24 protein-coding genes are annotated in these 24,052 nt (G+C 66.2%); 10 read left to right on the plus strand and 14 right to left on the minus strand.

The features are described 5' to 3' along the window. Positions 1-291: 291 nt before the first annotated feature. A complete protein-coding gene (locus QMZ05_RS15835; RefSeq protein WP_353701599.1) occupies positions 292-1,197 on the minus strand; it encodes an alpha/beta hydrolase in 906 nt (301 codons plus the stop codon). 115 nt (positions 1,198-1,312) lie between these two features. Here QMZ05_RS15835 and QMZ05_RS15840 point away from each other — a divergent pair, with 115 nt between their 5' ends. Continuing rightward, positions 1,313-2,545, plus strand: coding sequence for an acyl-CoA dehydrogenase family protein (locus QMZ05_RS15840; RefSeq protein WP_253604254.1), 1,233 nt, complete (start codon positions 1,313-1,315; stop codon positions 2,543-2,545). 123 nt (positions 2,546-2,668) lie between these two features. Here the strand turns inward: QMZ05_RS15840 and purD are convergent, their stop codons facing one another. The 4 genes from purD to QMZ05_RS15860 all read right to left on the minus strand — a co-directional run bounded on the left by purD (position 2,669) and on the right by QMZ05_RS15860 (position 5,438). Continuing rightward, the gene (purD, locus tag QMZ05_RS15845) at positions 2,669-3,946 is read right to left on the minus strand and encodes a phosphoribosylamine--glycine ligase (protein WP_353701600.1); all 1,278 of its coding nucleotides are present in this window, start codon (positions 3,944-3,946) and stop codon (positions 2,669-2,671) included. Between the two features lie 97 nt (positions 3,947-4,043). Next, positions 4,044-4,343 (minus strand): transcriptional regulator, encoded by a 300-nt coding sequence (locus QMZ05_RS15850; protein WP_021077293.1) that lies wholly within the window; start codon positions 4,341-4,343, stop codon positions 4,044-4,046. 4 nt (positions 4,344-4,347) lie between these two features. Then, entirely contained in the window at positions 4,348-4,899 is a 552-nt protein-coding gene (locus QMZ05_RS15855; protein WP_353701601.1) for a hypothetical protein, read from the minus strand. Next, positions 4,896-5,438, minus strand: coding sequence for a DUF2306 domain-containing protein (locus tag QMZ05_RS15860; RefSeq protein WP_353701602.1), 543 nt, complete (start codon positions 5,436-5,438; stop codon positions 4,896-4,898). Before QMZ05_RS15860 ends, QMZ05_RS15855 begins: the two co-directional genes overlap by 4 nt. A 149-nt stretch (positions 5,439-5,587) precedes the next feature. On the opposite strand from QMZ05_RS15860, the gene xseA reads away from it, so the two are divergent. Next, positions 5,588-7,207, plus strand: coding sequence for an exodeoxyribonuclease VII large subunit (gene xseA, locus QMZ05_RS15865; RefSeq protein WP_353701603.1), 1,620 nt, complete (start codon positions 5,588-5,590; stop codon positions 7,205-7,207). 1 nt (position 7,208) lies between these two features. Here xseA and QMZ05_RS15870 read toward each other — a convergent pair whose 3' ends face one another. Then, a complete protein-coding gene (locus tag QMZ05_RS15870; protein WP_353701604.1) occupies positions 7,209-8,039 on the minus strand; it encodes a dienelactone hydrolase family protein in 831 nt (276 codons plus the stop codon). A 201-nt stretch (positions 8,040-8,240) separates the two neighbouring features. Between QMZ05_RS15870 and QMZ05_RS15875 the strand changes: the two genes are divergently transcribed. Beyond that, positions 8,241-8,468 carry a DUF2093 domain-containing protein gene (locus tag QMZ05_RS15875; protein ID WP_279708158.1) on the plus strand — a complete coding sequence of 76 codons (228 nt, stop codon included), beginning with the start codon at positions 8,241-8,243 and terminating at the stop codon, positions 8,466-8,468. A gap of 2 nt (positions 8,469-8,470) precedes the next feature. Here the strand turns inward: QMZ05_RS15875 and lpxK are convergent, their stop codons facing one another. From lpxK to QMZ05_RS15905, 6 genes are all read right to left on the minus strand, one after another. After that, positions 8,471-9,493 carry a tetraacyldisaccharide 4'-kinase gene (gene lpxK, locus QMZ05_RS15880; RefSeq protein WP_353701605.1) on the minus strand — a complete coding sequence of 341 codons (1,023 nt, stop codon included), beginning with the start codon at positions 9,491-9,493 and terminating at the stop codon, positions 8,471-8,473. Beyond that, entirely contained in the window at positions 9,486-10,820 is a 1,335-nt protein-coding gene (locus QMZ05_RS15885) for a 3-deoxy-D-manno-octulosonic acid transferase (RefSeq protein ID WP_353701606.1), read from the minus strand. Before QMZ05_RS15885 ends, lpxK begins: the two co-directional genes overlap by 8 nt. Then, positions 10,783-11,496 carry a lysophospholipid acyltransferase family protein gene (locus QMZ05_RS15890; protein WP_050426070.1) on the minus strand — a complete coding sequence of 238 codons (714 nt, stop codon included), beginning with the start codon at positions 11,494-11,496 and terminating at the stop codon, positions 10,783-10,785. The genes QMZ05_RS15885 and QMZ05_RS15890 overlap by 38 nt, the downstream gene beginning before the upstream one ends. Then, complete coding sequence (locus tag QMZ05_RS15895) at positions 11,493-11,741, minus strand: DUF4170 domain-containing protein (protein WP_050403683.1); 249 nt, start codon at positions 11,739-11,741, stop codon at positions 11,493-11,495. The genes QMZ05_RS15890 and QMZ05_RS15895 overlap by 4 nt, the downstream gene beginning before the upstream one ends. A gap of 160 nt (positions 11,742-11,901) precedes the next feature. After that, positions 11,902-12,711, minus strand: a complete 810-nt coding sequence (locus QMZ05_RS15900) for a 3'(2'),5'-bisphosphate nucleotidase CysQ (protein ID WP_353701607.1) — start codon at positions 12,709-12,711, stop codon at positions 11,902-11,904. After that, on the minus strand, positions 12,698-14,086 hold the full coding sequence (locus QMZ05_RS15905; RefSeq protein ID WP_353701608.1) for a TldD/PmbA family protein: 1,389 nt from the start codon (positions 14,084-14,086) through the stop codon (positions 12,698-12,700). The genes QMZ05_RS15900 and QMZ05_RS15905 overlap by 14 nt, the downstream gene beginning before the upstream one ends. A 276-nt stretch (positions 14,087-14,362) precedes the next feature. Here QMZ05_RS15905 and QMZ05_RS15910 point away from each other — a divergent pair, with 276 nt between their 5' ends. After that, complete coding sequence (locus QMZ05_RS15910) at positions 14,363-14,887, plus strand: DUF6101 family protein (protein WP_353701609.1); 525 nt, start codon at positions 14,363-14,365, stop codon at positions 14,885-14,887. 322 nt (positions 14,888-15,209) lie between these two features. Here the strand turns inward: QMZ05_RS15910 and ubiA are convergent, their stop codons facing one another. Both ubiA and QMZ05_RS15920 read right to left on the minus strand, forming a co-directional pair. Continuing rightward, on the minus strand, positions 15,210-16,142 hold the full coding sequence (ubiA, locus tag QMZ05_RS15915; protein ID WP_353701610.1) for a 4-hydroxybenzoate octaprenyltransferase: 933 nt from the start codon (positions 16,140-16,142) through the stop codon (positions 15,210-15,212). Between the two features lie 10 nt (positions 16,143-16,152). Then, the gene (locus tag QMZ05_RS15920; protein ID WP_353701611.1) at positions 16,153-16,884 is read right to left on the minus strand and encodes a hypothetical protein; all 732 of its coding nucleotides are present in this window, start codon (positions 16,882-16,884) and stop codon (positions 16,153-16,155) included. 489 nt (positions 16,885-17,373) lie between these two features. Between QMZ05_RS15920 and QMZ05_RS15925 the strand changes: the two genes are divergently transcribed. From QMZ05_RS15925 to QMZ05_RS15950, 6 genes are all read left to right on the plus strand, one after another. Then, positions 17,374-18,171 (plus strand): 16S rRNA (uracil(1498)-N(3))-methyltransferase, encoded by a 798-nt coding sequence (locus tag QMZ05_RS15925; protein WP_353701612.1) that lies wholly within the window; start codon positions 17,374-17,376, stop codon positions 18,169-18,171. A 363-nt stretch (positions 18,172-18,534) separates the two neighbouring features. Beyond that, positions 18,535-19,701, plus strand: a complete 1,167-nt coding sequence (locus tag QMZ05_RS15930; RefSeq protein ID WP_353701613.1) for an ATP phosphoribosyltransferase regulatory subunit — start codon at positions 18,535-18,537, stop codon at positions 19,699-19,701. Beyond that, positions 19,698-20,675, plus strand: coding sequence for an ATP phosphoribosyltransferase (hisG, locus tag QMZ05_RS15935; RefSeq protein WP_353701614.1), 978 nt, complete (start codon positions 19,698-19,700; stop codon positions 20,673-20,675). Before QMZ05_RS15930 ends, hisG begins: the two co-directional genes overlap by 4 nt. A gap of 162 nt (positions 20,676-20,837) precedes the next feature. After that, on the plus strand, positions 20,838-21,884 hold the full coding sequence (locus QMZ05_RS15940) for a glycosyltransferase family 2 protein (protein WP_050426166.1): 1,047 nt from the start codon (positions 20,838-20,840) through the stop codon (positions 21,882-21,884). 143 nt (positions 21,885-22,027) lie between these two features. Further along, positions 22,028-22,882 (plus strand): ChbG/HpnK family deacetylase, encoded by an 855-nt coding sequence (locus QMZ05_RS15945; RefSeq protein ID WP_353701615.1) that lies wholly within the window; start codon positions 22,028-22,030, stop codon positions 22,880-22,882. 146 nt (positions 22,883-23,028) lie between these two features. Next, positions 23,029-23,856: a DUF2076 domain-containing protein gene (locus tag QMZ05_RS15950; protein ID WP_353701616.1), complete on the plus strand. Its 828-nt coding sequence runs from the start codon at positions 23,029-23,031 to the stop codon at positions 23,854-23,856. Positions 23,857-24,052: the final 196 nt, after the last annotated feature.

The following is a 24,052-nucleotide window of genomic DNA, read 5'->3' on the forward strand; positions in this document are numbered from 1 at the left end:
AAGCAAGTGCCCGGCGAGTGGATGACGCGAAAAGGGATTGACTAACCAAGGCCCGTTACAGAAGCCCGGATGAAGCGAAGCGCAATCCGGGAGCAACCCATCCGCGGAGACCGTCCCGGATTTCGCTTCGCTGCATCCGGGCTACGAAGCTATCAGCGGGCGCCCATGCACCCCCGTCATCCTGAGGAGCGCGTAGCGCGTCTCGAAGGATCGACGGCCACCGGCCGGGCCGTGCATCCTTCGAGACGCGCGCAAGAGCGCGCTCCTCAGGATGACGGAGCACGAACAGCGCTACCCCGCCAGGAAAAACTCCCGCAGCAGCTTCGCGGTTGCGTCCGGCGCTTCCTCGGGCAGAAAATGCCCTGACGCCACCGGCGCGCCGCTGACATTGGTGGCCCAGTTCTTCCAGGTGTCGAGCGGCGTCGTGGCCGCGCTGGCAACGCCGGCGTCGCCCCACAGCGCCAGCATCGGGATCGTGATCTTCTTGCCGGCGTCGACATCGGCCTTGTCGATCTCGTAATCGGCATAGGCGCCGGCGCGATAGTCCTCGCACATCGCGTGGATGCGGGCGGGATCGCGGAACGGCGCGAGGTAATGTTCGAGCGCGCGCGGATCGATCGCCTCCAGCGTCTTGGTCCGGGTCTGGCTCGCCATCTTCTCCTTGAGGAAGAATTCGCCGTTGCCCGAGATCAGCGTCTCCGGCAGCGGATAGGGCTGCGCCAGGAACGCCCAATGGTAGATCTTGAGCGCCGACAGCCGATTGAGCTTCTGCCAGTAATCATAGGTCGGCGCGATATCGAGCACCGCGAGCTTCGACAGCCGGCCGGGATGATCGAGTGCCAACCGATACGACACTCGGCCGCCGCGGTCGTGACCGCCGAGAGCGAAATGCACATGACCGAGCTGCTCCATGGCCTCGACCATGGTCTTCGCCCAGGCGCGCTTGGTATAGGGCGTATGATCCTTGTCGCTCTCGGGCATATCGGACCAGCCGTAGCCCGGCAGGTCGGCGATGATCAGCGTGAACTTATCGTCAAGTTTCGGCGCAACGGTGTGCCACATCACATGCGTCGAGGAGAAGCCGTGCAGCAGCAGCAAGGGCGGGCCCTTGCCGCCGACGCGGGCGAAGATGCGGCCCTGCGAGGTGTTGATCCATTTCGACTCATAGCCGGGAAAAAGATCAGCGAGATCAGGCATCGGTAGCTCCTCCCGGCCGCGTGCGCCGTGCTTCAAACTTTGTTCGGCGTTGCCGCTGGCCTGGTTTATGCCATCCTGCGGTCCTGCCAACAACAACACGAAACGAGGAAGTGCCATGTCGATCGATTTCGAGATTCCCGCCGAGGCCAAGGCGATCCGCGAGAAGGTTCGCAAATTCGTGCATGACGAGTGCATTCCGGCGGAAAAGGAACTCGACACCAAGCCGCTTGCCGAGGTGCTGGGACCGCTGCGGAAGAAGGCCCGCGCGCAGGGCCTGTGGTGCCCCTTCGTGCCGAAGGAGTATGGCGGTATGGGCCTCGGCCCGCTCGCCAACGCTTTGGTGCAGATGGAGCTCGGCGAGAGCATGCTCGGCGCGCTCTCGATGAACACGCAGGGCCCGGACGACGCCTCGATGATGACGATCCTGGCGCATGGCACCGAGCACCAGAAGGAGAAATTCCTCAAGCCCCTGCTGAACGGCGAGAAGCGGATCTGCTTCTCGATGACGGAGAAGGCCGCCGGCGCCGATGCCACCGGCATGCAGACCACGGCGGTGAAGGACGGCAACGAGAACTACATCCTCAACGGCGAGAAATGGTTCTCCTCCTCGGCGAGCGTCGCCGACCTCGCGCTGGTCATGGCGAAGACCGATCCGAACGCGCCGCGCCACAAGCAATATTCGACCTTCATCGTCGAGCTGCCCAACCCCGGCTACCGCATCAAGCGCAACGTCGCCAACATGGCGATCGAGGGCCCGCATGACGACGTGATCCATGGCGGCCACTCCGAGATCGAGATCAAGGATCTGAAGGTGCCGGCCGACAACCTGCTCGGCGGTGAGGGCAACGGCTTCAACATGGGCCAGCACCGCCTCGCCTACGGCCGGCTGCGCCACGGCATGCACAACGTCGCCAAGGCGCAGCGCGCGCTCGACATGGCGGCAGCGCACGTCACCAAGCGCTCGACCTTCGGCCAGTTGCTGGCCGACCGCCAGGCGGTGCAGTTCATGCTCGCCGATTGCGCGAGCGAGCTCTATATCGGCCGGCTGATGCTGCTGCACATTGCCTACAAGGCCGAGAAGGGCCTCGACATCCGCCAGGAGAACTCGATCGCCAAGATCTTCCACGCCCACATGGTGCACAAGGTGATCGACACCGCGATCCAGCTGCACGGCGCACTCGGCTTCAGCCAGGATACGCCGCTGGCGAAGTGGTACACCCAGGTGCGCTCGCAGCGGCTGGTCGACGGTCCGGATGAAGTGCACAAGTGGAAGATCGGCAAGAACGTCATCAAGGCGTTCCGCGAGCACGGCACAACGGCCAGCGCCGCGGGCGGGGATTTGCTCTGACCACATTCCGTCATTCCGGGGCGGCGCAACGCGCCGAACCCGGAATCTCGAGCCAACGGAAGTCGGTGCCTGCAACATCGAGATTCCGGATCGACGCGCGATGCGCGTCGTCCGGAATGACGGCTAGCCCTTCTCCGTCTCCACCGCCTGCCAGGCGATGTCGCGGCGGCAGAATCCTTCCGGCCATTTGATGCGATCGACGGCCTGGTAGGCGCGGTCGCGCGCGGCGGTGACCGTCTTGCCCATCGCGCAGACATTCAGCACGCGGCCGCCATTGGCGAGGATTGCGCCATCCTTCGCCACCGTGCCGGCGTGGAAGATCTCGACACCCTCGACCTTGGCGGCGTTATCGAGCCCATCGATCCGCGTGCCCTTGATGTAGTCGCCGGGATAGCCCTTTGCCGCCATCACCACGGTCAGCGCCGGGTCCGGGTACCAGCGCAGATCGAAATTCTTCAACTGCCCGTCGATCGAGGCGAGCAGCGCCGGCACGATGTCCGACATCATCCGCAGCATCATCACCTGGCACTCCGGATCGCCGAACCGGACATTGTATTCGAACAGCTTTGGACCCTGCGCGGTCAGCATCACGCCGGCGTAAAGCACGCCCTTGAACGGGATGCCGCGGCTCTTCATCCCGGCCACCGTCGGCAGGATGATCCGCATCATGATCTGGTCGTGGACCTCAGGCGTCGCGAACGGCGTCGGCGAATAGGCGCCCATGCCGCCGGTGTTCGGTCCCTTGTCGTGATCGAACACCCGCTTGTGGTCCTGCGCGGTCGCGAGCGGGATCGCGGTCTCGCCGTCGCACAGCGCGAAGAAGCTGATCTCGCGGCCCGAGAGGAACTCCTCGATCACGACCTCGGCGCCGGCCGAGCCGAACCCGCCCTCGAACATCATCGCAATGGCGGCCTCAGCCTCGGGCAGCGTCTGCGCCACGACGACGCCCTTGCCGGCGGCGAGCCCGTCGGCCTTGACGACAATCGGCGCACCCTGGGCGCGGACATAGGCTAGCGCATCCCTGGCATTGTCGAAGCGGCGATAGGCGCCGGTCGGAATGCTGAACTCGCTGCAGAGGTCCTTCGTGAAACCTTTCGAGCCTTCGAGCTGCGCGGCCTGCTTGCTCGGCCCGAACGCCTTGATGCCATCAGCGGCGAGATCGTCGACGATGCCGGCGGCGAGCGGCGTCTCCGGTCCGACCACCACCAGATCGACTGCATTGCGCCGGCAGAACTCGATAACAGCGGCATGGTCGGCGACATCGAGCGCAACGCATTCGGCCTCGCGCGCGATCCCGGCATTGCCCGGCGCGCACCAGAGTTTTTCGACCAGCGGGGATGCGGCGATCTTCCACGCCAGCGCATGTTCGCGGCCACCGGAACCGAGCAGAAGGATGTTCATCAGGTACAGGCTCAAAAGGGTGCAAGAGCTGTGTCGGTCGCACGATCCCCGCCGGCCCGCAAGGGGCGACCGGGCCGATTCCCCCGTCATTCGGACCTCACGGCTGCTTGCCGGCGATGATCTCCTGCAGGGTCGCGACATGGCGGGCAAATGCACCTCGGCCGGCCGCGGTCGCGGTCACCGTGGTCTGCGGCTTCTTGCCGACGAAGGCTTTGTCGACCGCAACATAGCCGGCCCTCGCCAGCGTCTCGATATGGGCACCGAGATTGCCGTCGGTGGCGCCGGTCAGCTTCTTCAGCCGGGCGAATTCGAGCCCGGTCGAAACCGGCAGCGCATTGAGCGCCGCCATGATGCGCAGCCGCAGCGGCTGGTGGATGATCTCGTCGAGTTCGGCCATCGCGTCAGATCCGGCGCATCCAGAGCCCGCCGAGAACCAGCGCGCCGCCATGCACCAGCGCCATCCACAACAGCAGCGCCGGGCCGGCGTAGAAATAGCCGATCACGATTAGGGCACTGCTGCAGAGCGCGATCACGATGAAGGCGTAGCCGAACCACAGGCCGGCGAGTGCGTAGAACAGCATTGTGAAGACCGGCCAGAACACCAGCATCTGGCGCGGCCCGAAATGACCCAGCACCACCGAGCAGAAAATGCCGAATGCGATGAACAGCAGGAACGCCATCAGCAACCGGATGGCGAAGGCGCCCGCCCCCGGACCTGTACCGCTGAACGCGGCAATCCCGATCGAGCCCGCGATGCCGACGAGGTCGACGACGGCCCAGATCGCATAGCCCCGAGGCGGCCATGTGTAGTTGGCGATGTAGCCCAGGAAGACCAACACGCCCCACATGATGATGATCAGACTGGCGGTCTGGTAGATTTGCGATTGGCGGACGCGATGCACGATATCGTTGATGTCGTTCAGCGCCGCGCTGGCCTGCTGGCTGTCGATCATGACGGCACCCCACTCTGCTCGGCGAGCTCAGCGGCAAGCGGGGGTGTTTCCGCCGGCGGACGATATTTGCCGATCAGGACATAGGCGAGCGTCATGGTCGCGATCGACAGCACCAATGCCACCAGCCCGACCTGTCCGCGCGTCGTCAGCGGCAGCACGCGCGCCGCGATTTCCGTTGCCGCCGCCGACATCAGCGACACATAGGACCAGGAGATGAAGGTGTAGTGCTGCAGTCGCCAGGTCACCGGGCGCGGGCAGCGCAGCAGCGGAACAATCGCCGCCACGATGCAGGCGAAGTTCACGATTGCGCCGACATGGAACAGGTTGAAGGTGCCGGTGAACCGATAGACCAGCATCGCGGTCCCGTCGGCGACCAGCATGGCATAGACGTAGAAATAGCCGCGCGCCCGGTGGCCCGCGCCGCGCTTTGGCCGCAGGAACTGGATCAGCCCGACGCCGATGCACAGCATCGCCACGATGGCGTGGACCGCGCCGGCCGCGGAATGGACCAAACCTGCCAACATCGCCTGCGGGATCATCGGTCAGCCCTCCGGCCTGCTCGTATATTAGCCTATTACAGAGAACTCTATATCACAGAGTATATGGACAAACAAGCGCGCGCATTGGCGATGGCGGGCAAAAGTCCCTACGTTGCGGTGAAGCTCACAAACAGCCGAATCACCTGCAAATGACTGCTGCCGCGCCGAATCTCGTCAACGCGCCCGAATTCACCGTCTCGGAACTCTCTTCCGCCCTGAAGCGGACGGTGGAGGACCGGTTCGGCCATGTCCGCGTCCGCGGCGAGATCTCCGGCTTTCGCGGGCCCCACTCCTCCGGCCACTGCTATTTCGCGCTGAAGGACGAGAGCGCCAAGATCGAGGCGGTGATCTGGAAGTTCGCCCACGCAAGGATGCGCTTCAAGCCGCAGGAAGGGCTCGAGGTCATCGCCACCGGCAAACTGACCACCTATCCGAACTCCTCGAAGTACCAGATCGTCATCGACTCGCTGGAGCCGGCCGGCGTCGGCGCGCTGATGGCGCTGATGGAGGAGCGCAAGAAGAAGCTCGCGGCCGAAGGCCTGTTCGACGAGGCCCGCAAGCAGCTGTTGCCCTGGCTGCCCGAGGTGATCGGCGTCGTCACCTCGCCGACCGGCGCTGTGATCCGCGACATCCTGCACCGGCTGGAAGACCGCTTTCCCCGCCGGGTGCTGGTCTGGCCGGTCAAGGTGCAGGGCGACGGCTCGGCCGAGCAGGTCGCGGCCGCGATCCGCGGCTTCAACGCGCTGCCGGAGGGCGGCCGGATCCCGCGGCCTGATCTGCTGATCGTCGCGCGCGGCGGCGGCTCGCTGGAGGACCTCTGGTCGTTCAACGAGGAGATCGTGGTCCGCGCCGCGTCCGAGAGCCACATCCCGCTGATCTCGGCGGTCGGCCACGAGACCGATATCACGCTGATCGACTTCGTCGCCGACAAGCGCGCGCCGACGCCGACCGCGGCCGCCGAAATGGCGGTGCCGGTGCGCAGCGAGCTGTTCGTCGAGGTCCAGGCGCTGGCCCGCCGCACCATGGTGTGCTGGCAGCGTGCCCAGGAGGCCCGCCGCACCGAGCTGCGTGCTGCGGCGCGCGCGCTGCCGGCGGCGAACGAACTGCTGGCGATCCCGCGGCAGCGACTCGATCATCTCGCGGCCGGGCTGCCGCGCGGGCTGAAGGCCAATACGCACGCGCATTTCCGCCGCTTTGCCGCGTCGAGCTCGCGCCTCACCATCGGCGTGCTGCGCGGCCAGGTCGCGCATGCAAGGCAACGGCTCACCGCATCCGGCGAGCGCGTCACGCTGTCGGCGCGCGCGCTGCTGCATCGCAGGCGTGAGCGCTTCAGCGGGCTCGAGATCCGGCTCAAGGCCTCGAAGCTCGCCAATGCCAAGGCCCAGCGCAACGCGATCGCCCGCGATCTCGAGCGCACCCACCGCCTCGCCGAGCGCGCCCGCCGCGCGCTACTGACGACGATGCAACGGCTCGAGGCGCGGGTCGCCCATCGCAGCCAGCTGCTGTCGGCGCTGTCCTATCGCGGCGTGCTGGCGCGCGGCTTCGCGCTGGTGCGCGATGCGCAGGGACACGCGATCCATTCCGCCGCGGCGGTCGGCCCCAACGCCGACGTGTCGATCGAGTTCGCCGATGGCCGCGTCGCCGCCACCACGAACGCCGATCAGCCGGCAGCGACGGCAACGCCCGAGAGCCAACCGAAGCCGCGCGAAGCAAAACCGGCGGCGCCGAAGCGCGTCACCAAGCCGGTCGACCAGGGCAGCTTGTTTTAGACTAGCGCGACAGCCACTCCGCGACCTGCTTCTGCGCGTCCTTGCGCGCATCCGCATCGGTACCGATATGGCCGCGTTCGGCGATCTCGGCGTCGGAGGCCGCAACCGCATGCAGCGGCAAATTGGCACGGTCGAAATCGTGATAGGCCTCGGGATAGACCACGATCCGCGCCAGCGCGCTGCGGCCGCGCGCGCCGTCGACCATCTGGTGGCAGGCCGATGATGACGTCACATCGTCGCGCGCGCCGATCAGAACCAGCGTCGGCACCCGCGCGCTCCAGCCGAGACCGAACGAGGTGCGGCAATCCGGATAGAACGCGACCGCCGAGCGAAAGTCCGGCTCGCCATTGCGCGACCACATCTGCGGCCGCACCGCCCACAGCAAGGCGGCCGCGCCATTGCCCCAGCCGATCAGGCTGATGCGGCTCTTCGCCACCCATTTCTGCTGCACCAGCCACTGCCGCGCGGCGTTGATGTCCGCAACCCGGGCACGGCGGGTCTGGACCTGGTGTTCCCTGATGCGGCACTGCGGACCCAGCTCGCGCGAGCCGTAGCTGTCCGGCAGCAGCACCGCATGCCCTGACGTGAGCAGCTGCTCGGCCCAGTCGCGGTAGCGCGGCAGCACGGCCTCGGAACGGCCGGCGAGACCGCCGCAGCCATGCAGCGCGATAACCGTCGGGAACGGGCCGTCGCCGTCGGGCCGGTAGAGCTGCGCGTGCAGCGTGACATTGCCTTCGGGAATCTCGACCTGACGCGGGGCCGGCAGCGGCGCCGCGGCCGCGGCCGGCACGGCAAGCATCGCGAGGCACATGAAAACTGACTTGAGGCGCATCCGATCCGGCCGGCTCGTCATGGCGCTGCAAACACAGCGGACCACATCCGCAACGCTACCATGCGCTTCCGCCGCCAAATCATCACAAGTCGGTGGTTTAACGGGCGGACATGACACCCTATCTGTGATAGACGGCTTCATGAACATTAAGGCTGCCTCATCGGAGGCGCCTTTATCAGAGGTAAGGCGGAGAGCTCAAACGTGCTGAACAAGTTCGGTCCCTCGGGCCATGGCGAAGCGCAGGTGCAATATCTCGACGGCGATTTCCGCGTGGTCTCGCCCGGCACCTTTGTGCGCTGTGCCATCACCGACGTCCGAATTCCGCTCGACGAGCTGAAGTACTGGAGCGTCGACCTGCAGGAGGCCTACGCCACGCCGACCGCCGTGCTGCAGCGCCACCATCCCGGCGTGCTCAAGCCGCAGGCCTGAGTTCATCTACGCAACCTCCTGTCCCGCGCCTTGAACAGCTGATCGGTTACGAAGCGCCGCAACCCGGCAGCATCGTCGAATTGCATCGTCACCGCGAACGGCACGATCGCCTGTGCCGAGGCCTGCATCCCGTCCGGACCGCGCAGCCGCGTCAGGTCCTTTTCTGTCGTCACCAGCGTCAAGGCGTCAGCTTTCGCGTCGGCCGTGAGCTGTTCGATCTCGTCCGCCGTGAAGGCGTGGTGATCGGGGAAAGCCTGGCTGCGCACGACATCGACGCCGCTTGAATGCAGCGTGTTGAAGAAGCGCGCGGGATCGCCGATGCCGGCAAAGGCGAGCGTACGCGTACCGCGCAGCGCCGCCAGCGAAGCCTGATCCGGCTTCAGGTGTGAAGACAAGACCGGCTTGCCACGCGACGCGAGATCGGCCGCGATCTTTGCCGCCGCGTTGCCCTCGCCGACCACGATCAGCGCGTCGGTTCGCGCGAGCTGCGGCGACAGCGGTGCGCGCAACGGGCCTGCCGGAATGACGCGGCCGTTGCCGACGCCGCGCGCGCCGTCGATCACGATCAGGCAGGCGTCCTTGAGCACGGATGGATTCTGAAAGCCGTCATCCATCAGGATCACGCTGGCATCCTGCGCGCGCGCCAGCGCAAGGCCCGCGGCGCGGTCGCGCGACACCACGACCGGCAAGGTCGCTGCCATCATCAGCGGTTCGTCGCCGACATCGGCCGCCGTGTGGCGCTCGCGATCGACCTTGACCGGTCCGGCAAGCCTGCCGCCATAGCCGCGGCTGAGCACCACCGGCCGCTCGTCGAGCTCGCGCAGCAGCTTTGCGAGCGCCAGCACCGTCGGCGTCTTGCCGGCGCCGCCGACATGGTAATTTCCGACGCAGATCACGGTAATGCCGGCATCGGCGCCGGATTGCCGCATCCGCCGCGCGGCGACCGCGCCGTACAGCGCGGCAAGAGGACTCAACAGAGATGCGATCCAAGACGACGGCCGGTGCCAGAAGGCCGGCTCACGCATTGGCGGCTCCCATCTCGAGCCGCAACTGCAACAGATAGGGCTCGAGAGCGGTCACCGTGCGCTCCAGCGCACCACCGAGCTGTTCGACGACGCGCTCGGAAGCGACCAGCGACGCATCGCGCGACGCGGGATCGGCGAGGAACTGGCCGAGCTGCTTGACCAGCGCGTCCCGGTCGTCGGCGCGCCGCGCGCCGCCGCTACGATCGAGCGCCTCATAGACGTCGGTGAAATTGAACACGTGCGGGCCGTGCACGATTGCCGCACCGAGCTTGATCGCCTCGATCGGATTCTGGCCGCCATGCGGGACCAGCGAGCCGCCCATGAACACGATCGGCGCGAGGCGATAGAACAGGCCGAGCTCGCCCATCGTGTCGGCGACGTAGATATCTGTTGTCGCGACCGGCAGGTCCTCGTGCGAGCGCAGGCCGGGATGCAGGCCGGCATCCGTCACGAGTTGTGCGACCGCCTCACCGCGATGGGCGTGCCGCGGCACGATCACCGTGAGTAGCCCGGGGAAGAATTTGGCGAGCGATTTGTGCGCCTCGATCAGGATCTCTTCCTCGCCGGGATGGGTGGATGCGGCGACCACGATCGCGCGGCCGCGCGTCACCGACATCAGCCGCTCCAGCTTGGCGGGATCGGCCGGCGGCGCCGCGACGTCGAGCTTGAGGTTGCCGGTGACGACGACATTGTGGCTGCCAAGCGCGGCAAAGCGTTCGGCGTCGGTCTTCGACTGCGCGAGGCAGATGTCGAACCGACCGAGCAGCGCCCCGATGGTGTTGGAGACCCGGCGCCAGCGCGGGAACGAGCGCTGCGACATCCGCCCGTTGATCAGGACCATCGGCAGCCGCCGCGCGGCGCTCGACAGGATCAGGTTCGGCCACAGATCGGACTCGATGAACAGCGCCAGCGACGGACGCCAGTGATCGAGGAAGCGCGCGACATAGCGCGGCGAGTCATACGGCACGTATTGATGGATCACGTCGGGCGGAAAACGCTTGGCGACGATCGCGGCCGAGGTCACCGTCCCCGAAGTGAGCAGGATGCGCAGATTGAGCGCGCGCAGCCGTTCGATCAGCCCCACCGCCGCCAGCACCTCGCCGACGCTGGCGCCGTGGATCCACACCAGCGGGCCCTGCGGCCTGGTGTCGGCGCTGACGCCACGCCGCTCGCCGACGCGTTCGGGATCTTCCTTGCCGAGCTTGAGCCGCCGCTTGATCAGGGCAGGCGCGAGCGGCACCATCGCGGACGACAGCTTGCGGTAAACACGCAACGTCATCGGTAGCGAGCTAGCCAAGCGTTGCCTCCGGCCGCCCGACGGCTGCATAGGCGCGCCGGGTTGCTTCGTTGAGCAGATTCTCCACGTGCTGCCGAAGCTTTTCCATCGTCGCGGCGTCGGCATCCGGCGGCACATAGACCGGCTCAATACCTACCACTGCGCCGCGCCCGAATGGCAAATTGATGGTGGTCGAATCCCAGTTTTTCAACCGGATGAATCGGCTGGTGACCATCGCAAAGGGGACGATCGGCCGGCCGGTTTCCCGCGCCAGCATGATGGCCCCGAGACCGGCCACCCGCGCCCGCTTCGGCACATCGGCCGTGGTGGCCATGTTGCAGCCGTCTTCCAGCGTCCGCACCATCTCGAGGAAGGCCCCGACGCCGCCCTTGCGATGGAACGCGCCGGAATGGTCGCCGGAACCCCTGATGGTGCCGATGCCGAGCCGCTCCACCGCGAGGGCGTTGAACTCGCCATCGCGGTGGCGGGAGATCAGGACCTTGGCGCGGTAGCTCGCCTTGGTCTTGATGAACGGCGTCATGAAGTGCTGGCCGTGCCAGAACACGAAGATCGCCGGCATCAGGGGCTCGACGATCGCGTAGACGTCAGACGGCTGATAGATGAAGCGGTTGGTGTACCACACCAGCCGCAGATACTCGGCCGCAAGCACACCCAGCGCGCGCTGCACGAAGCCGCTGCGCAGCAGATCGCGAAGAAGTCGTTTCAATGGGAATGCTTTGCGTCCTGCTCGGGATCGAGCAACCGGTGGAGGTGAACGACGAAATAGCGCATCTGGGCGTTGTCCACCGTCGCCTGCGCCTTCGCCTTCCAGGCCGCATAGGCGGTCGCGTAGTTCGGGTAGACGCCGACGATCTCGACTTCGTCCAGATTCTTGAAGGTGTTGTGCTCGAGATCGGTCAACTCGCCGCCGATAACGAGGTGAAGCAGCTGCGGCTGGGCATTGTCTGACATGATGGTGGTTTTCCTAACGAGATGCCCGGCAAAGAACTGAAGTCGTGGTCGTCACAGGTCGTGTCGTCGCAAGTCTGGTCGTCACAAGTCTGGTCGTCACAGGTCTGTCGCAACAAGTCTGGTTGTCACAATCGGAAGCGCGGAGCGGATCGGCAAGGCCTCACGGCAATGGACGGCTGCGAAAATGCTCGACAATGCGTGCATGACGTTCGCGTCCTGCTGCCACCAGCACCCCATGCGTCACCTCCCGGCGATTGTACTCAATCGCTTCCCCCGAGAGCGCGGTCATCTTACCACCCGCTTCCTGCACGATCAAATTCGCGGCGGCAAGATCCCAGTCGCGGCTTTGCCCGCCCGCGAAGGCCGCGTCAAGTCGACCTTGTGCTACGCGGCACAACCGCAAGGCCAGCGATCCGATCCGCGGAAACAGCGTGATCTCGTCAGGCGACGAGCTGAGCCGTTGCACCAGCGGTTTCGGTCCCGCCATGCGGGGAAAATTGAAATCGGTGCCTGCGGTCGCGTGCACGGCGGCGTCGTTCAGGGTGGCGCCCTGCCCGCGGGCGGCGAAGAAGAATTCCTCGCTCACCGGCGCATACACCGCCGCGAGCACCGGCGATGCATTTTCAACCAGCGCCACACTGACGCACCAATCCTCGCGCCCGGCGAGATAGGCGCGGGTGCCGTCGATCGGATCAACGATCCAGGTGAAGCGCCTGCCGAGCCTGCTCTCGCTATCGGCGCTCTCCTCCGACAGCCAGCCATAGGCCGCCGTCGCCGAACGCAGCTGCTGCTCCAGCAGATCGTTGACCGCGATGTCAGCCTCGGAGACCGGCGAGGACGCGCCCTTGATCCAGTTCTTCAATTCGGTGCGGAACAGCGACAATGCGAGCCGGCCCGCCTCCTGCACCGATCTGGTCAGCAAGGCCGCATCGCGCGCCTTGGTCCAGTCGTCCGTATCAGCGTCCGCCAAGCGTCAGACCCTCGATGCGCAGCGTCGGCGAATTGACGCCGTAGCGGAACTCCAGATCGTTGGCGGCGGCCAGCGACTTGAACATCGGCAGCAGATGGCCGGCGATGGTCACTTCGCTGACCGGATAGGTGATCTCACCGTTCTCGATCCAGAAGCCGGACGCGCCGCGGCTGTAATCGCCGGTCACGCCGTTGACGCCGGAGCCGATCAGGTCGGTGACATAGAAGCCCTGCTTGATGTCGGAGATCAGCTCCTTCGGCGTCACCGCACCGGGCTCGAGATGCAGATTATAGGTTCCGGGCGACGGCGAGGACGAGACGCCGCGATGCGCGTGCCCTGTCGTGACCAGGCCGAGCTCGCGCGCGGTCGCGGAGTCCAGCACCCAGGTGGTCAGCACGCCTTCGTCGATCAGCGCGATCTTCTTCACCTTGACGCCCTCGGCATCGAAGGTCTGCGAACGCAGGCCGCGCACGCGCAAGGGATCGTCGATGATGCGGATATCCTTGGAGAACAGCTGCTCGCCGAGCTTGTCCTTCAGGAAGCTGGTCTTGCGCGCGATCGAGGCGCCGTTGATGGCGCCGACCAGATGGCCGACGATCGAGCCGGCAACCCGCGGATCGAACACGACCGGCACCTTGCAAGTCTCGACCTTGCGCGGATTCGACCGCGCCACCGCGCGTTCGCCGGCCTTGCGGCCAACGGTCGTGGGTGAATCGAGATCGGACGCATGCGGCGCGCTGGTGAAGTCGTAGTCGCGCTCCATGCCGGTGCCGTCACCTGAAATCGCGGTCGTCGAGATGCCGTGGCTGGAGCGCAGATAGGAACCGTGGAAACCGGCCGACGTGACCAGCACCATGCCGCCGATCCCGGTCGAGGCCGACGCACCGCCGGACTTGGTGACACCCTTGACCGCGAGCGCCGCGGCCTCCGCCGCGATGGCGCGCTGCTCGAGCTCGGCCGTGGTCGGAACCTTGCGGTCGAGCAGATCGAGGTCGGGGAAATCATGCGCATGGAGCGCGGGATCGGCCAGGCCGACATATTTGTCGTCCGGCGCCACGCGCGCCATCGCGACCGCGCGCTCGGCAAGCTTTGCGATCCCGTCGCCGGTGACGTCGTTGGTCGACACCACCGCCTGGCGCTGGCCGACGAACACCCGCAGGCCCACATCGTCGCCCTCGGAACGCTCGGTTTCCTCGACGCGGCCATCGCGCACCTCGACGCCTTGCGAGACGCCGCGCACCGCGATGGCATCGGCGGCATCGGCGCCCGCGCGCTTGGCGGCATCGACCAGGCGCTGCGCGAGGTCGCTGAGCGCGGATTGGTCGAACAGATCGGAGGTATCACCGTGTCGCGATGCAGATGGTGAAGAGTTCACGAACGAATTCCTGCGGATTGAGGGGGGCCCGGAACGAAGTCGACAGACCTAACCAGATGTGCCGGATTCACAGGGAATTCAAGCACTTTGCACCGGCAGGCAACAAAGATTTGAGTGATCGGCGCAAGGCTTCGTCAATCATGCGGGCCAACCTCTTGTCAATCATGGCGCCAGGTGAGGAGCGATTAACCAGGCTTTTTAAGCTGAAACGGCAATCGGTCGGCTAGGCTCTCACACATCGACCGGGAACATAATCCCGGCGGGGAGACTAGAGCTTTGAGGCGTCAAACACCAACAAGCGGAATCAATTCCGCCGGGTCGAGCTGCGCAATGCGGCTCGACCCTCTTTCCCTTCCGCTCAGCTTCCACGCGCAGGATGCGCGCGCGGACGGCGGCATGCGGCAGGTCGAGCTTCATCGCGAACATGTCGTGCTGCGCCGCGCCGTCCTCGGCATGCGGATGGCGGTCAATGTCCGCGTCAGCGATTTCCTCGGCGTCGCGGTGCGCGGCATCGACGACGCGCAGATGCTGGTGCTGGTGCACCGCGATCCCGCGCTCTCCATTCCGCTCGGCACCAGTTCGGATGCCGAAGAAATCTCTTCCGCCTGGCAGATGTGGAGCGACATCTTCCGTTTGCCGCAACTGAGCGAGCCGGCACCGCGGACACCCTCCCCGCGCCGCCGCCGCCGCAACGCGATCCGCGCGCGGAGACCGAAATTCCTGGTCCGCCGCCGCGTCGGATTCCGTCTCAACGAAGCCAGCGTGCATCGCGACGAGCGCGAGATCATCGCGCGGGATTGAGTTCAAAGTTTCATCGCAATTCGCCTCATAAGCGGTGTCGTCCCGGCGAAAGCCGGGACCCATACGCTGCGGCGGTTGTTGTTGAAGGGACTCGTCGTTCCAGCATCGCACGACAAGCAGCATTTGTGGTTATGGGTCCCGGCCTTCGCCGGGACGACAATGAGGATGCTGCTCGATTCAATACGTCAAACACACGGTGTCATCACCCGCGCAGGCGGGTGATCCAGTATTCCAGAGACAGCAGTGCTTGACCCGATGGGCCGCGGCGTACTGGATCGCCCGGTCGAGCCGGGCGATGACAGTGTGTATGAGGACGCAGCGATTACCCCGCCCGCATCACCGCATCGACGACCAGGCTCGCGAACAGGATGAAGCCGGCGTCGCGGTTGGATTTGAAGATGCGCAGGCAGAGCGCGGGGTCGCTGGTGTCGAGCCGCCGGACCTGCCAGGCGAGATGCAACGCAAACGCCGCAAGGCCGATCCAGGCCGGCCAGCGCGCGCCTGCCAGCGCGAACGCCACGCCGATCAAGAGCACGGCGAGGCCATAGAAAATCACCAGCGCCCGATGGGTGCGCGCGCCGAACAGGCGCGCGGTGGATTTGACGCCGATCAGCGCATCATCCTCGGCATCCTGATGGGCGTAGATGGTGTCGTAGGCGATCACCCAGGCGATCGATCCGGCGTAGAGCGCGATCGCGGTCAGATCGATGCGCTCGAGCGTCACCGCAAATCCCATCAGCGCGCCGTAGGAGAAGGCGAGGCCGAGCACGACCTGCGGCCACCAAGTGATCCGCTTCATGAACGGGTAGATCGCGACGATCACCAGCGAGGCGATGCCGGTCATGACCGCAAAGCGGTTGAACTGCAGCAGCACGAGGAGCCCGATCAGCGCCTGCAGCACCATGAAGACCACGGCCTGCGTCACCGTCACCTGCCCGGCCGGGATCGGCCGCGACCGCGTGCGCTCGACCTTGGCATCGAGATCGCGATCGGTGATGTCGTTCCAGGTGCAGCCCGCGCCGCGCATCACGAAGGCGCCGATGAAGAACAGCAGCACCGTGAGCGGGAGCGAGCGAACATCGTGCGCGACGCCGGCGGCGAGTGCCGCCGACCACCAGCATGGCATCAACAGCAGCCAGGAGCCGATCGGCCGGTCGTAGCGCGCGAGCCTCAGATAGGGCCGCGACCAGACCGGCGCATGGGTATCCACCCAGTTGCCTGTGGAGTCGGCAACGCGGGCGGATACGTCGCTCATCTGCGATCCATCATCGGGTGAGAACGTTGCCGTTCAGGGTGTCGAAGGTGCTGCCGCCCTTCTTGGTCGGGGTCGCTTCCGGCAGCGAGGCGGACGAGCCGAGCACGTCGCTGAGCGACGGCCCCGCGGGCCCGCGCGGCTGCGCCGCGGCCTGCTCTGCGACGTTGCAGACCTTCTTCAGCAGCGCTTCGGTATTCTTGTGACCGTCCTTGAGCTGGTTGGAGACCTGCGGCGGGATCCCGCACTTCGTCGCGTTGGTGTCGACATATTTGATCATCCTGACTTCAGCCTGGCTGTAATTGCCGATCAGCTTGCAGGCCTCTTGCGGGCTGGCGTGCCGGTCGCTCGCCGCCTTGATCGCCTTGCCGCGCTTCTCGGTCTCCTCGCGCAGCGGCACGAAATCCTTCATGCAGGCGTCACCGGGACCGCCGCCACCACCGGCGCCCGGCGGGGGCGGTGGGGATGACAGACCGCCGCCGGCGATCGGAGCTGCACCATTGGACGGAAATGCCGACGGCGTGGCGCCGACCCTGGCCGCCGGCGCGCCGTTGACCGGCGGGAACGCAGGATCCGAAGCGGTGCCTGCCCGGCTCGGCCGCGCGCCGTTAACCGGCGGGAACGCGGGGTCGTTGACGGTGCCGGCCTGTCCAGGCAGCGGAGCCGGAAAAGCGCTCTGGGCAGCGGCCTGCCCCACGGACAGGGCGGTCGCGGCAACGGTCAGCACGATCAGTCGGCGGATCATCGAGGGTGTTTCTCCGGCAAAAGGTCCAGGCAACCCCAGCGCAACGAAAACGAAGCAACGAAATTTGGGGGCGTTTTACGATTCCTGTGAGCCCTTAACAACCCGTGGATTTGGGCGACAGCGCGGCGTAGGGCCACACCGGCCACATTAAATTGTTCCCGGATTCTAAGCCTTTAGGCTACGAACGGCGGTAAAAACGGACTTCAAATCTGTCTGAACAGGATTTTCGGTCATGCGTCGTCTTGAATCTGCGGGCCGCACCGACCGAACAACAAAAGGGGCCGCGTGCAAGCGACCCCTCGGACTTCAAAAAATGACTTGGTGACAGAAGCAATGTATCGACGCTTTCTTTCTACCCGGCCCGCGAGTTCATGGCGAGTCCGCGGGATTACGGTGTCGTTCAGTTTGGTAAACTTGCCGAGCTGCAGTGAAGCCGCCGCAGCGCTGGTGAACGATGTCCGTCAGGGAATATGAAGATCCTCCCCGAACATGCCCGAACACGATTTTCGCAGCCCCCGTCTGTTCGTCGATGCGCCGCTTGGCGCCGGCGCAACCGTTTCGCTCGAACGCGACCAGAGCAATTATCTCGGCAACGTGCTGCGGCTTGGCGCCGGCGACACCGTGCTGGTGTTCAACGGCCGTGACGGCGAATGGCGCGCGGCGATTTCCGGCCGCAAGCGCGCCGACACGCTGACGATCACGGCGCAGACCCGCGCGCAGGATCGCCTGCCCGACGTCGCCTATGTGTTCGCGCCGCTGAAGCATGCGCGGCTCGACTACATGGTGCAGAAGGCCGTCGAGATGGGCGCCGCGCGGCTGGTGCCGGTGCTGACCCGCTTCACCCAGGTGTCGCGGGTCAATGGCGAACGGATGCGCGCCAATGTGGTCGAGGCGGCCGAGCAATGCGGCATCATCTCGGTTGCCGAGGTCGCCGATCCCGTGCCGCTCGAGCGCTTCCTCGCCGGCCGCGACCAGGCGCGGCTATTGGTGTTCTGCGACGAGGCCGCAGATGTCGCGAACCCGGTGCGGGCGTTGCAAGCTGCCGAAGCTGCCAATGCCGGGATCGATGTCCTGGTCGGCCCGGAAGGCGGCTTTGCCGAAGAGGAGCGCGCGCTGCTGCTGCGCCAGCCCACCATCCTCCGCCTCGCACTCGGCCCGCGCATCCTGCGCGCCGACACCGCCGCCGTCGCCGCGCTGGCGCTGGTGCAGGCCGCGCTCGGGGATTGGTGCGGTAGTGATGGACGCACCAGCGGAAGGGTTCCCTCCTCCCTTGCGGGGGAGGGTTAGGGAGAGGGGTAAGCCCCGGGCTCCGGCGGGCCGGAATTTTACCGCTTCGTGCAATCCAGCCCTTGTAACGCGAACGCCGCAAGCGTGAATCCGCGCGAACCGTCACACGACGGAGCAAGCGGCACCCCTCTCCCCGACCCTCCCCCGCAAGGGGGGAGGGAGCCTGAGAGGCGTGCTCACCTCACTCGCAATTCGGCGCGCCCGGCCCCTAGCCAAGCCGTCGCAAAATCGTTAACGAACCCAATCATTAAGCCACTTGGGTGATCCCTGTCGTAACCATGGATCGGCCATGCTAAGGGCTCCGCCAACACCACCTATGGAACCGGCCTCGAAACGCGATTGCGGGGCGAATTGGACCTCGAGATGACCGAAGCTGCCGCACCACGATCCGCCGCCGGATCCGCTCTATGGGCGGATGCGCTGCTGGCCTCGTTCGCGCAGGCCGGTTACATCAGGTCCGAACCCGCGATCCTGCAGCCCGCCGAGCCGTTCCTCGACCTCTCCGGCGAGGACATCCGCAAGAGCCTGTACCTGACCACCGACCCCAGCGGCGAAGAGCTCTGCCTGCGTCCGGACCTCACGATCCCGGTGGCGCGCGACTACCTTGCCTCGCCTCGCGCCGGCCAGCCGGCCGGCTTCAGCTATCTCGGCCCGGTGTTCCGCTATCGCGGCGGCGCGCCGAGCCAGTTCCTGCAGGCCGGCATCGAATCCTTCGGACGGCAGGACCCCGCCGCGGCCGACGCCGAGATGCTGGCGCTGGCGCTGGAGGCGACCACGGCGTTTGGTTTGACCGACGTCGAGATCCGCACCGGCGACGTTGCGCTGTTCAACGCGCTGATCGATGCGCTGGAGCTCTACCCGGTGTGGCGGCGGCGCCTGATCAAGGATTTCAACCGCAAGGTCTCGCTGACCGACGACATCGAGCAGCTGACACTCTCGACGGCGCCGGGCCGCAACGAATATGAGGGCGTGCTCGCGGCCCTCGCCGGCTCCGACCGCAAGGCGGCGCTGGCGCTGGTCACCGACCTGATGTCGATCGCCGGCACCACCAATGTCGGCGGACGCACGGTCGCGGAGATCGCCGACCGTTTCCTCGAGCAATCGACGCTGAAGGCCGGGGCGCTGCCGCGCGATGCGGTCGCGACCATCAAGCGCTTCCTCGCCATCTCGGGCGATCCCGACGACGCGGTCGCGCAGCTGCGCGCGCTGGCCAGTGACGCCGGGCTCGACCTTTCCGCCGCGATCGACCAGTTGGAGAGCCGGGTCGGCTTCATGGCCGCGCGCGGCATCGACATCCGGAAGACGCGGTTCTCGACCGCGTTCGGCCGCGGCCTCGACTACTACACCGGCTTCGAATTCGAGCTGCACGCGAAGGGGAACGGCAGCGAGCCGCTGGTCGCGGGCGGCCGCTATGACGGGCTGATGTCGCAGCTCGGATCGGCCAATCCGATCCCCGCGGTCGGCTTCTCGGTCTGGATCGAGGCGATGACCCGGCATGGCAAGGCCGCCGGCCGCGGAGCGACCCAATGAGCACGCCCTTCGTCGTCGCCGTTCCGTCCAAGGGACGCCTGCAGGAAAACGCGGAAAGCTTTTTCGCCCGCGCCGGGCTGACCCTGTCGAAAGCCGGTGGCGCGCGCGACTATCGCGGCACCATTGCCGGCGTCGACAATGTCGAGATCGCCTACCTGTCGGCGAGCGAGATCGCGGCCAATCTGGCGCGCGGCGCGGTGCATCTCGGCGTCACCGGCGAGGACCTGGTGCGCGAGAGCATTCCGGATCCCGACAAGCGCGTGCTGATGATCGAAGGCCTCGGCTTCGGCTTCGCCAATGTCGTGGTCGCGGTGCCGCAGGCCTGGATCGACGTCCGCACCATGGCCGATCTTGACGACGTCGCGAGCGGCTTCCGCGAGCAGCATAATCACCGCATGCGGGTTGCGACCAAATACATCAACCTGACGCGCGGCTTCTTCGCCAAACACGGCGTCGGCGACTACCGCATCGTCGAGAGCGCCGGTGCCACCGAAGGCGCGCCCGCGGCCGGCACCGCCGAATTGATCGTCGACATCACGACGACGGGCGCAACGCTCGCCGCCAACGGGCTCAAGGTGCTCGACGACGGCGTGATGCTGCGCAGCCAGGCCAATCTGGTGGCCTCAAAGGATGCCGACTGGTCGACCGGTGCCCGCGAGACCGCGCGCGTGATCCTCGACCACATCGCCGCACGGGCCCGCGCAACCAAGTACCGCGAGGTCCGCACCCGCTTTGCCGGCTGCAACGATGCGCTGCTGTCGGAGGCGCATCAGCGTTTCGGCGTGGTCGCCCCGTTCGGCGGGCCGACCTCGTCGGGCATGCTTACGCTGCACTGCCCACCGGGCAAGCTCTACGCGCTCGGCAGCTTCCTGCGCGAGCACGGCGCCGAAACCGTCTCGGTGGTGTCGCTGGATTATGTGTTCGACCGCGAGAACCCGCTGTTCGCCAAGCTCGAGGCGTTCCTGCGACAATGAGTCGGCCCGGCCGTTCATCTTGGCGACAGGCGGCCGCCGGTACCATATTGTGTCCATGATCGCTCGTTGTGACGCGTTTTCTGCACGCGAACCGGAACCCGCCCCGCATCAAGTGCGGGGCAGGCTTCGCCCCGAAAACGCTCTTGTTCTGGAACCTGACCGATGATGCTGGGCTCTGACGTTTCCAGCCTGACCACGACCGCCAAGACCGCCGCCGCGCAGGGTCTGTCGATCGTCGTGCCCGTCTACAACGAGGCCGCCGGGCTCAGTGCGCTGCACCAACGGCTGATCGACCTCGCGAGGTCGCTGCGCGCCCGTTACGGGCTGGCCTGCGAAGTGATCTATGTCGACGACGGCAGCGCGGACGATACGCTCACCATCGCGCGCGGCCTGCCCGCCGATGGGCTCGACCTGCAGGTGGTGTCGCTGTCGCGCAATTTCGGCAAGGAGGCGGCGCTGATGGCCGGCCTCGACCATGCCCGCCGCGGCGCGGTGCTGTTCATGGATGGCGACGGCCAGCATCCGCCCACGCTGGTGGAGCAACTGGTCGCGCACTGGATCGATGACGGCTACGACGTGGTCTACACGGCGAAGGCGCATCGCGACAATGAATCGGCGGCGCGGCGGCTTGCCGTGCGCGGCTTCTACGCGCTGATCAACTGGGGCGCGCGGCAGCAGATCCCCGAGGATGCCGGCGACTTCCGCCTGCTGTCGCCGCGCGCGGCGGCGGCCTTGCGGCAATTGCCGGAGCGCAACCGCTTCTTCAAGGGCCTCGCCAGCTGGATCGGCTTCAAGCAGATCCGCGTCGACTACGAGCCGGCGCCGCGCGCGCATGGCGTCACCACCTTCAATGCCGGACGGCTGATCGGCCTCTCGATCGAGGGCCTGACCTCGTTCTCGGTGGCGCCGCTGCGCTTCGCCAGCCTGCTCGGCGCGCTGCTCGCAGGCGCGGCCTTCCTGTTCGGCCTCTCGATCCTCTGGGAAGTCTTGACCACCGGCAAGCAGGTGCCCGGCTATCCGTCGCTGATGATCGGCGTGATGACGATCGGCGGCGTGCAGCTGATCATGATCGGCATCGTCGGCGAATATATCGGCAAGATCCTCTCCGAGCTGAAGGCCCGGCCGATCTACTTCGTCGCCGAGCACACCGAGAAGCACGCCGACGGCGGCGCGACGCAAGATGCCTCCGAGCGGACCGCCGCCGAATGAGCGAAACCGCCTAGTGGTCCGATCCCAACATTCGCATTCCGACCGGGAGGCACTTTGCGAATGTTGGGATCAAAGGACCACTAGAAAACAATTCTTGCAGTGGAGCTCTTGGATTTGACGTTCGCATTGAGGAGTCGCGGCAAATGACGGCGAACGTCAAATCCGCTCCACTGCGCCGGATCTGGCTGTGTGCTGACGATTATGGCTTGAGTGACGGCGTCAACCGCGCGATCCGCGATCTGATCGAGCGCGGCCGCCTCAATGCGACGTCGGTGATGATGGTGACGCCGGCGATCGGCCGCGAGGCTGCTTCCGCATTGCAGGAATCGGTTGCGAAAAGCCCGCGCTGCGCGATCGGGCTGCATGTGACGCTGACCGCGCCGTTCCGGCCGCTGACGATGCATTTCCGCCCGCTCGACGGCGACATGTTCCTGCCGTTCCCGCGGCTGTTGCGCGCCGGGCTGATGCATCGGCTCGACGCCGAGCTGGTTCATGCCGAGGTGCTGGCGCAGCTCGATGCCTTCCAAGAGCTGTTCGGCCGCGCGCCCGATTTCGTCGACGGCCACCAGCACGCGCAGCTGTTCCCGCAGGTGCGCGACGGCTTCCTGCGCGCCGTGAAGGAGCGCGCGCCGGACGCCTGGGTGCGGCAGTGCGGGCGCGAAGGTCCGCTGGCGCGCCAGCTGGCGGCGCCGAAGGCGCTGGTGCTCAACGTGCTCAGCACCCAGTTCCGGATCAAGGCGCAGCGAATAGGCCTACGCTTCAACCCGGCCTTCGCCGGCGCTTATGATTTCACCCGCGAGAACGATTTCGCGGCGCTGATGCGCGGCTTTCTCGACGGCCTGCCGGAGGACGGCCTCGTGATGTGCCATCCCGGTTTCGTCGATGAAACACTTGAGAGTCTCGATCCGCTGACGACGCAGCGCGAAACCGAGCATGCCTATCTCGCCGGCGACGATTTCCCGGCGCTGCTGGCCCTGAATAAAGTTACACTCGAATAAAGTTACACAGGCCTGACAAGATCCATAAAGAAACCTGCGGTCGTATTGTCGCATACATAAATTTAATTCTGGCCCCCACTCCTTGCGCCACAAAGCCCGTCCTACATCAGCCGCGCGCCGATTCGATCGACGCGATGGAGAACGCCATGACACCGCAAGAACGCCAATTGATCGACGATCTCTTCGACCGGCTCGCCAAGCTGGAGAATGCCCCGCGCGACAGCGAGGCCATGTCCGCGATCATGCAGGGCCTGCGCAACGCGCCGAATGCGGTCTACGCGCTGGTTCAGACCGCGCTGGTGCAGGACGAGGCGCTGAAGCGCGCCCATGACCGGATCCAGGAGCTCGAGGCCGCGGTCGGTCAGCAGCCGCCGGCCCAGCAGCAAGGCGGTTTCCTCGATTCAATGCGCGATGCGATCTTCGGACAGGGACAAGGCCAGCCGCACGGCTCGGTGCCGCCGGTGCGCGCGCCCGATATCGGCGGCAGCCGCCCGGTCTGGAACTCGGGCCAGGCGATGCAGCAGGCCGGCGGCTATGGCCAGCCGCCGCAGCAATACAATCAGCCCCAATACGGCCAGCCCTATGGCGGCCCGCAGCCCCCGGCTTTCGGCGGCGCGCCCGGTGCCGGTGGCGGCTCGTTCCTCGGCACCGCGGCTGCGGCCGCGGCCGGCGTGGTCGGCGGCGGGCTGCTGCTCTCCAGCATCCGCGGCATGATGGGCGGCGGCGGTCACCAGTCGCTGGCCGATGCAGGCAATTTCGGTGGCGGTTCGCGCCCCTGGGGCGGCGACCAGTCGTCAAGCGACCTCGCCCGTGACGCCGGGATCAATGATGTCGGTTCGTCCGGTCGCGACAGTGACTACGGCTCGCGCGCCGGCGCGTTCGACCAGGCGCAGGCCGACCGGGACAGTGACGATGATCAAGACGCCGACGACTTCGACGACAACGGCGGCGACGACAACAGCGATTACGCGTAAACGCGATCGCTGAAACGACAACGGCCGCTCACACCGAGCGGCCGTTTTGATTCCGACTCAACCACGCGGTGTCATCACCCGCGCATGCGGGTGATCCAGTATTCCAGAGGCCGCAGTGCTTGAGCCGAGAGGCCGCGGCATACTGGATCGCCCGGTCAAGCCGGGCGATGACAGCTGGGGGATGGGTCCCGGCCTA

Origin of the sequence: Bradyrhizobium sp. INPA03-11B (assembly GCF_040446015.1) — a bacterium.
Lineage (GTDB): Bacteria > Pseudomonadota > Alphaproteobacteria > Rhizobiales > Xanthobacteraceae > Bradyrhizobium > Bradyrhizobium macuxiense_A.

Bases quoted from the DNA above. Each gene is read 5' to 3' on its own strand.
- hisG (WP_353701614.1), top strand. From the start codon at position 19,698: ATGAGCACGCCCTTCGTCGTCGCCGTTCCGTCCAAGGGACGCCTGCAG.
- QMZ05_RS15940 (WP_050426166.1), top strand. From the start codon at position 20,838: ATGATGCTGGGCTCTGACGTTTCCAGCCTGACCACGACCGCCAAGACC.
- lpxK (WP_353701605.1), bottom strand. From the start codon at position 9,493: ATGCGTGAGCCGGCCTTCTGGCACCGGCCGTCGTCTTGGATCGCATCT.
- xseA (WP_353701603.1), top strand. From the start codon at position 5,588: ATGACTGCTGCCGCGCCGAATCTCGTCAACGCGCCCGAATTCACCGTC.
- ubiA (WP_353701610.1), bottom strand. From the start codon at position 16,142: ATGAGCGACGTATCCGCCCGCGTTGCCGACTCCACAGGCAACTGGGTG.
- purD (WP_353701600.1), bottom strand. From the start codon at position 3,946: ATGAACATCCTTCTGCTCGGTTCCGGTGGCCGCGAACATGCGCTGGCG.
- QMZ05_RS15895 (WP_050403683.1), bottom strand. From the start codon at position 11,741: ATGTCAGACAATGCCCAGCCGCAGCTGCTTCACCTCGTTATCGGCGGC.
- QMZ05_RS15870 (WP_353701604.1), bottom strand. From the start codon at position 8,039: ATGCGCCTCAAGTCAGTTTTCATGTGCCTCGCGATGCTTGCCGTGCCG.
- QMZ05_RS15840 (WP_253604254.1), top strand. From the start codon at position 1,313: ATGTCGATCGATTTCGAGATTCCCGCCGAGGCCAAGGCGATCCGCGAG.
- QMZ05_RS15925 (WP_353701612.1), top strand. From the start codon at position 17,374: ATGCCCGAACACGATTTTCGCAGCCCCCGTCTGTTCGTCGATGCGCCG.
- QMZ05_RS15945 (WP_353701615.1), top strand. From the start codon at position 22,028: ATGACGGCGAACGTCAAATCCGCTCCACTGCGCCGGATCTGGCTGTGT.
- QMZ05_RS15835 (WP_353701599.1), bottom strand. From the start codon at position 1,197: ATGCCTGATCTCGCTGATCTTTTTCCCGGCTATGAGTCGAAATGGATC.
- QMZ05_RS15885 (WP_353701606.1), bottom strand. From the start codon at position 10,820: ATGCAGCCGTCGGGCGGCCGGAGGCAACGCTTGGCTAGCTCGCTACCG.
- QMZ05_RS15855 (WP_353701601.1), bottom strand. From the start codon at position 4,899: ATGATCGACAGCCAGCAGGCCAGCGCGGCGCTGAACGACATCAACGAT.
- QMZ05_RS15950 (WP_353701616.1), top strand. From the start codon at position 23,029: ATGACACCGCAAGAACGCCAATTGATCGACGATCTCTTCGACCGGCTC.
- QMZ05_RS15930 (WP_353701613.1), top strand. From the start codon at position 18,535: ATGACCGAAGCTGCCGCACCACGATCCGCCGCCGGATCCGCTCTATGG.
- QMZ05_RS15860 (WP_353701602.1), bottom strand. From the start codon at position 5,438: ATGATCCCGCAGGCGATGTTGGCAGGTTTGGTCCATTCCGCGGCCGGC.
- QMZ05_RS15850 (WP_021077293.1), bottom strand. From the start codon at position 4,343: ATGGCCGAACTCGACGAGATCATCCACCAGCCGCTGCGGCTGCGCATC.
- QMZ05_RS15920 (WP_353701611.1), bottom strand. From the start codon at position 16,884: ATGATCCGCCGACTGATCGTGCTGACCGTTGCCGCGACCGCCCTGTCC.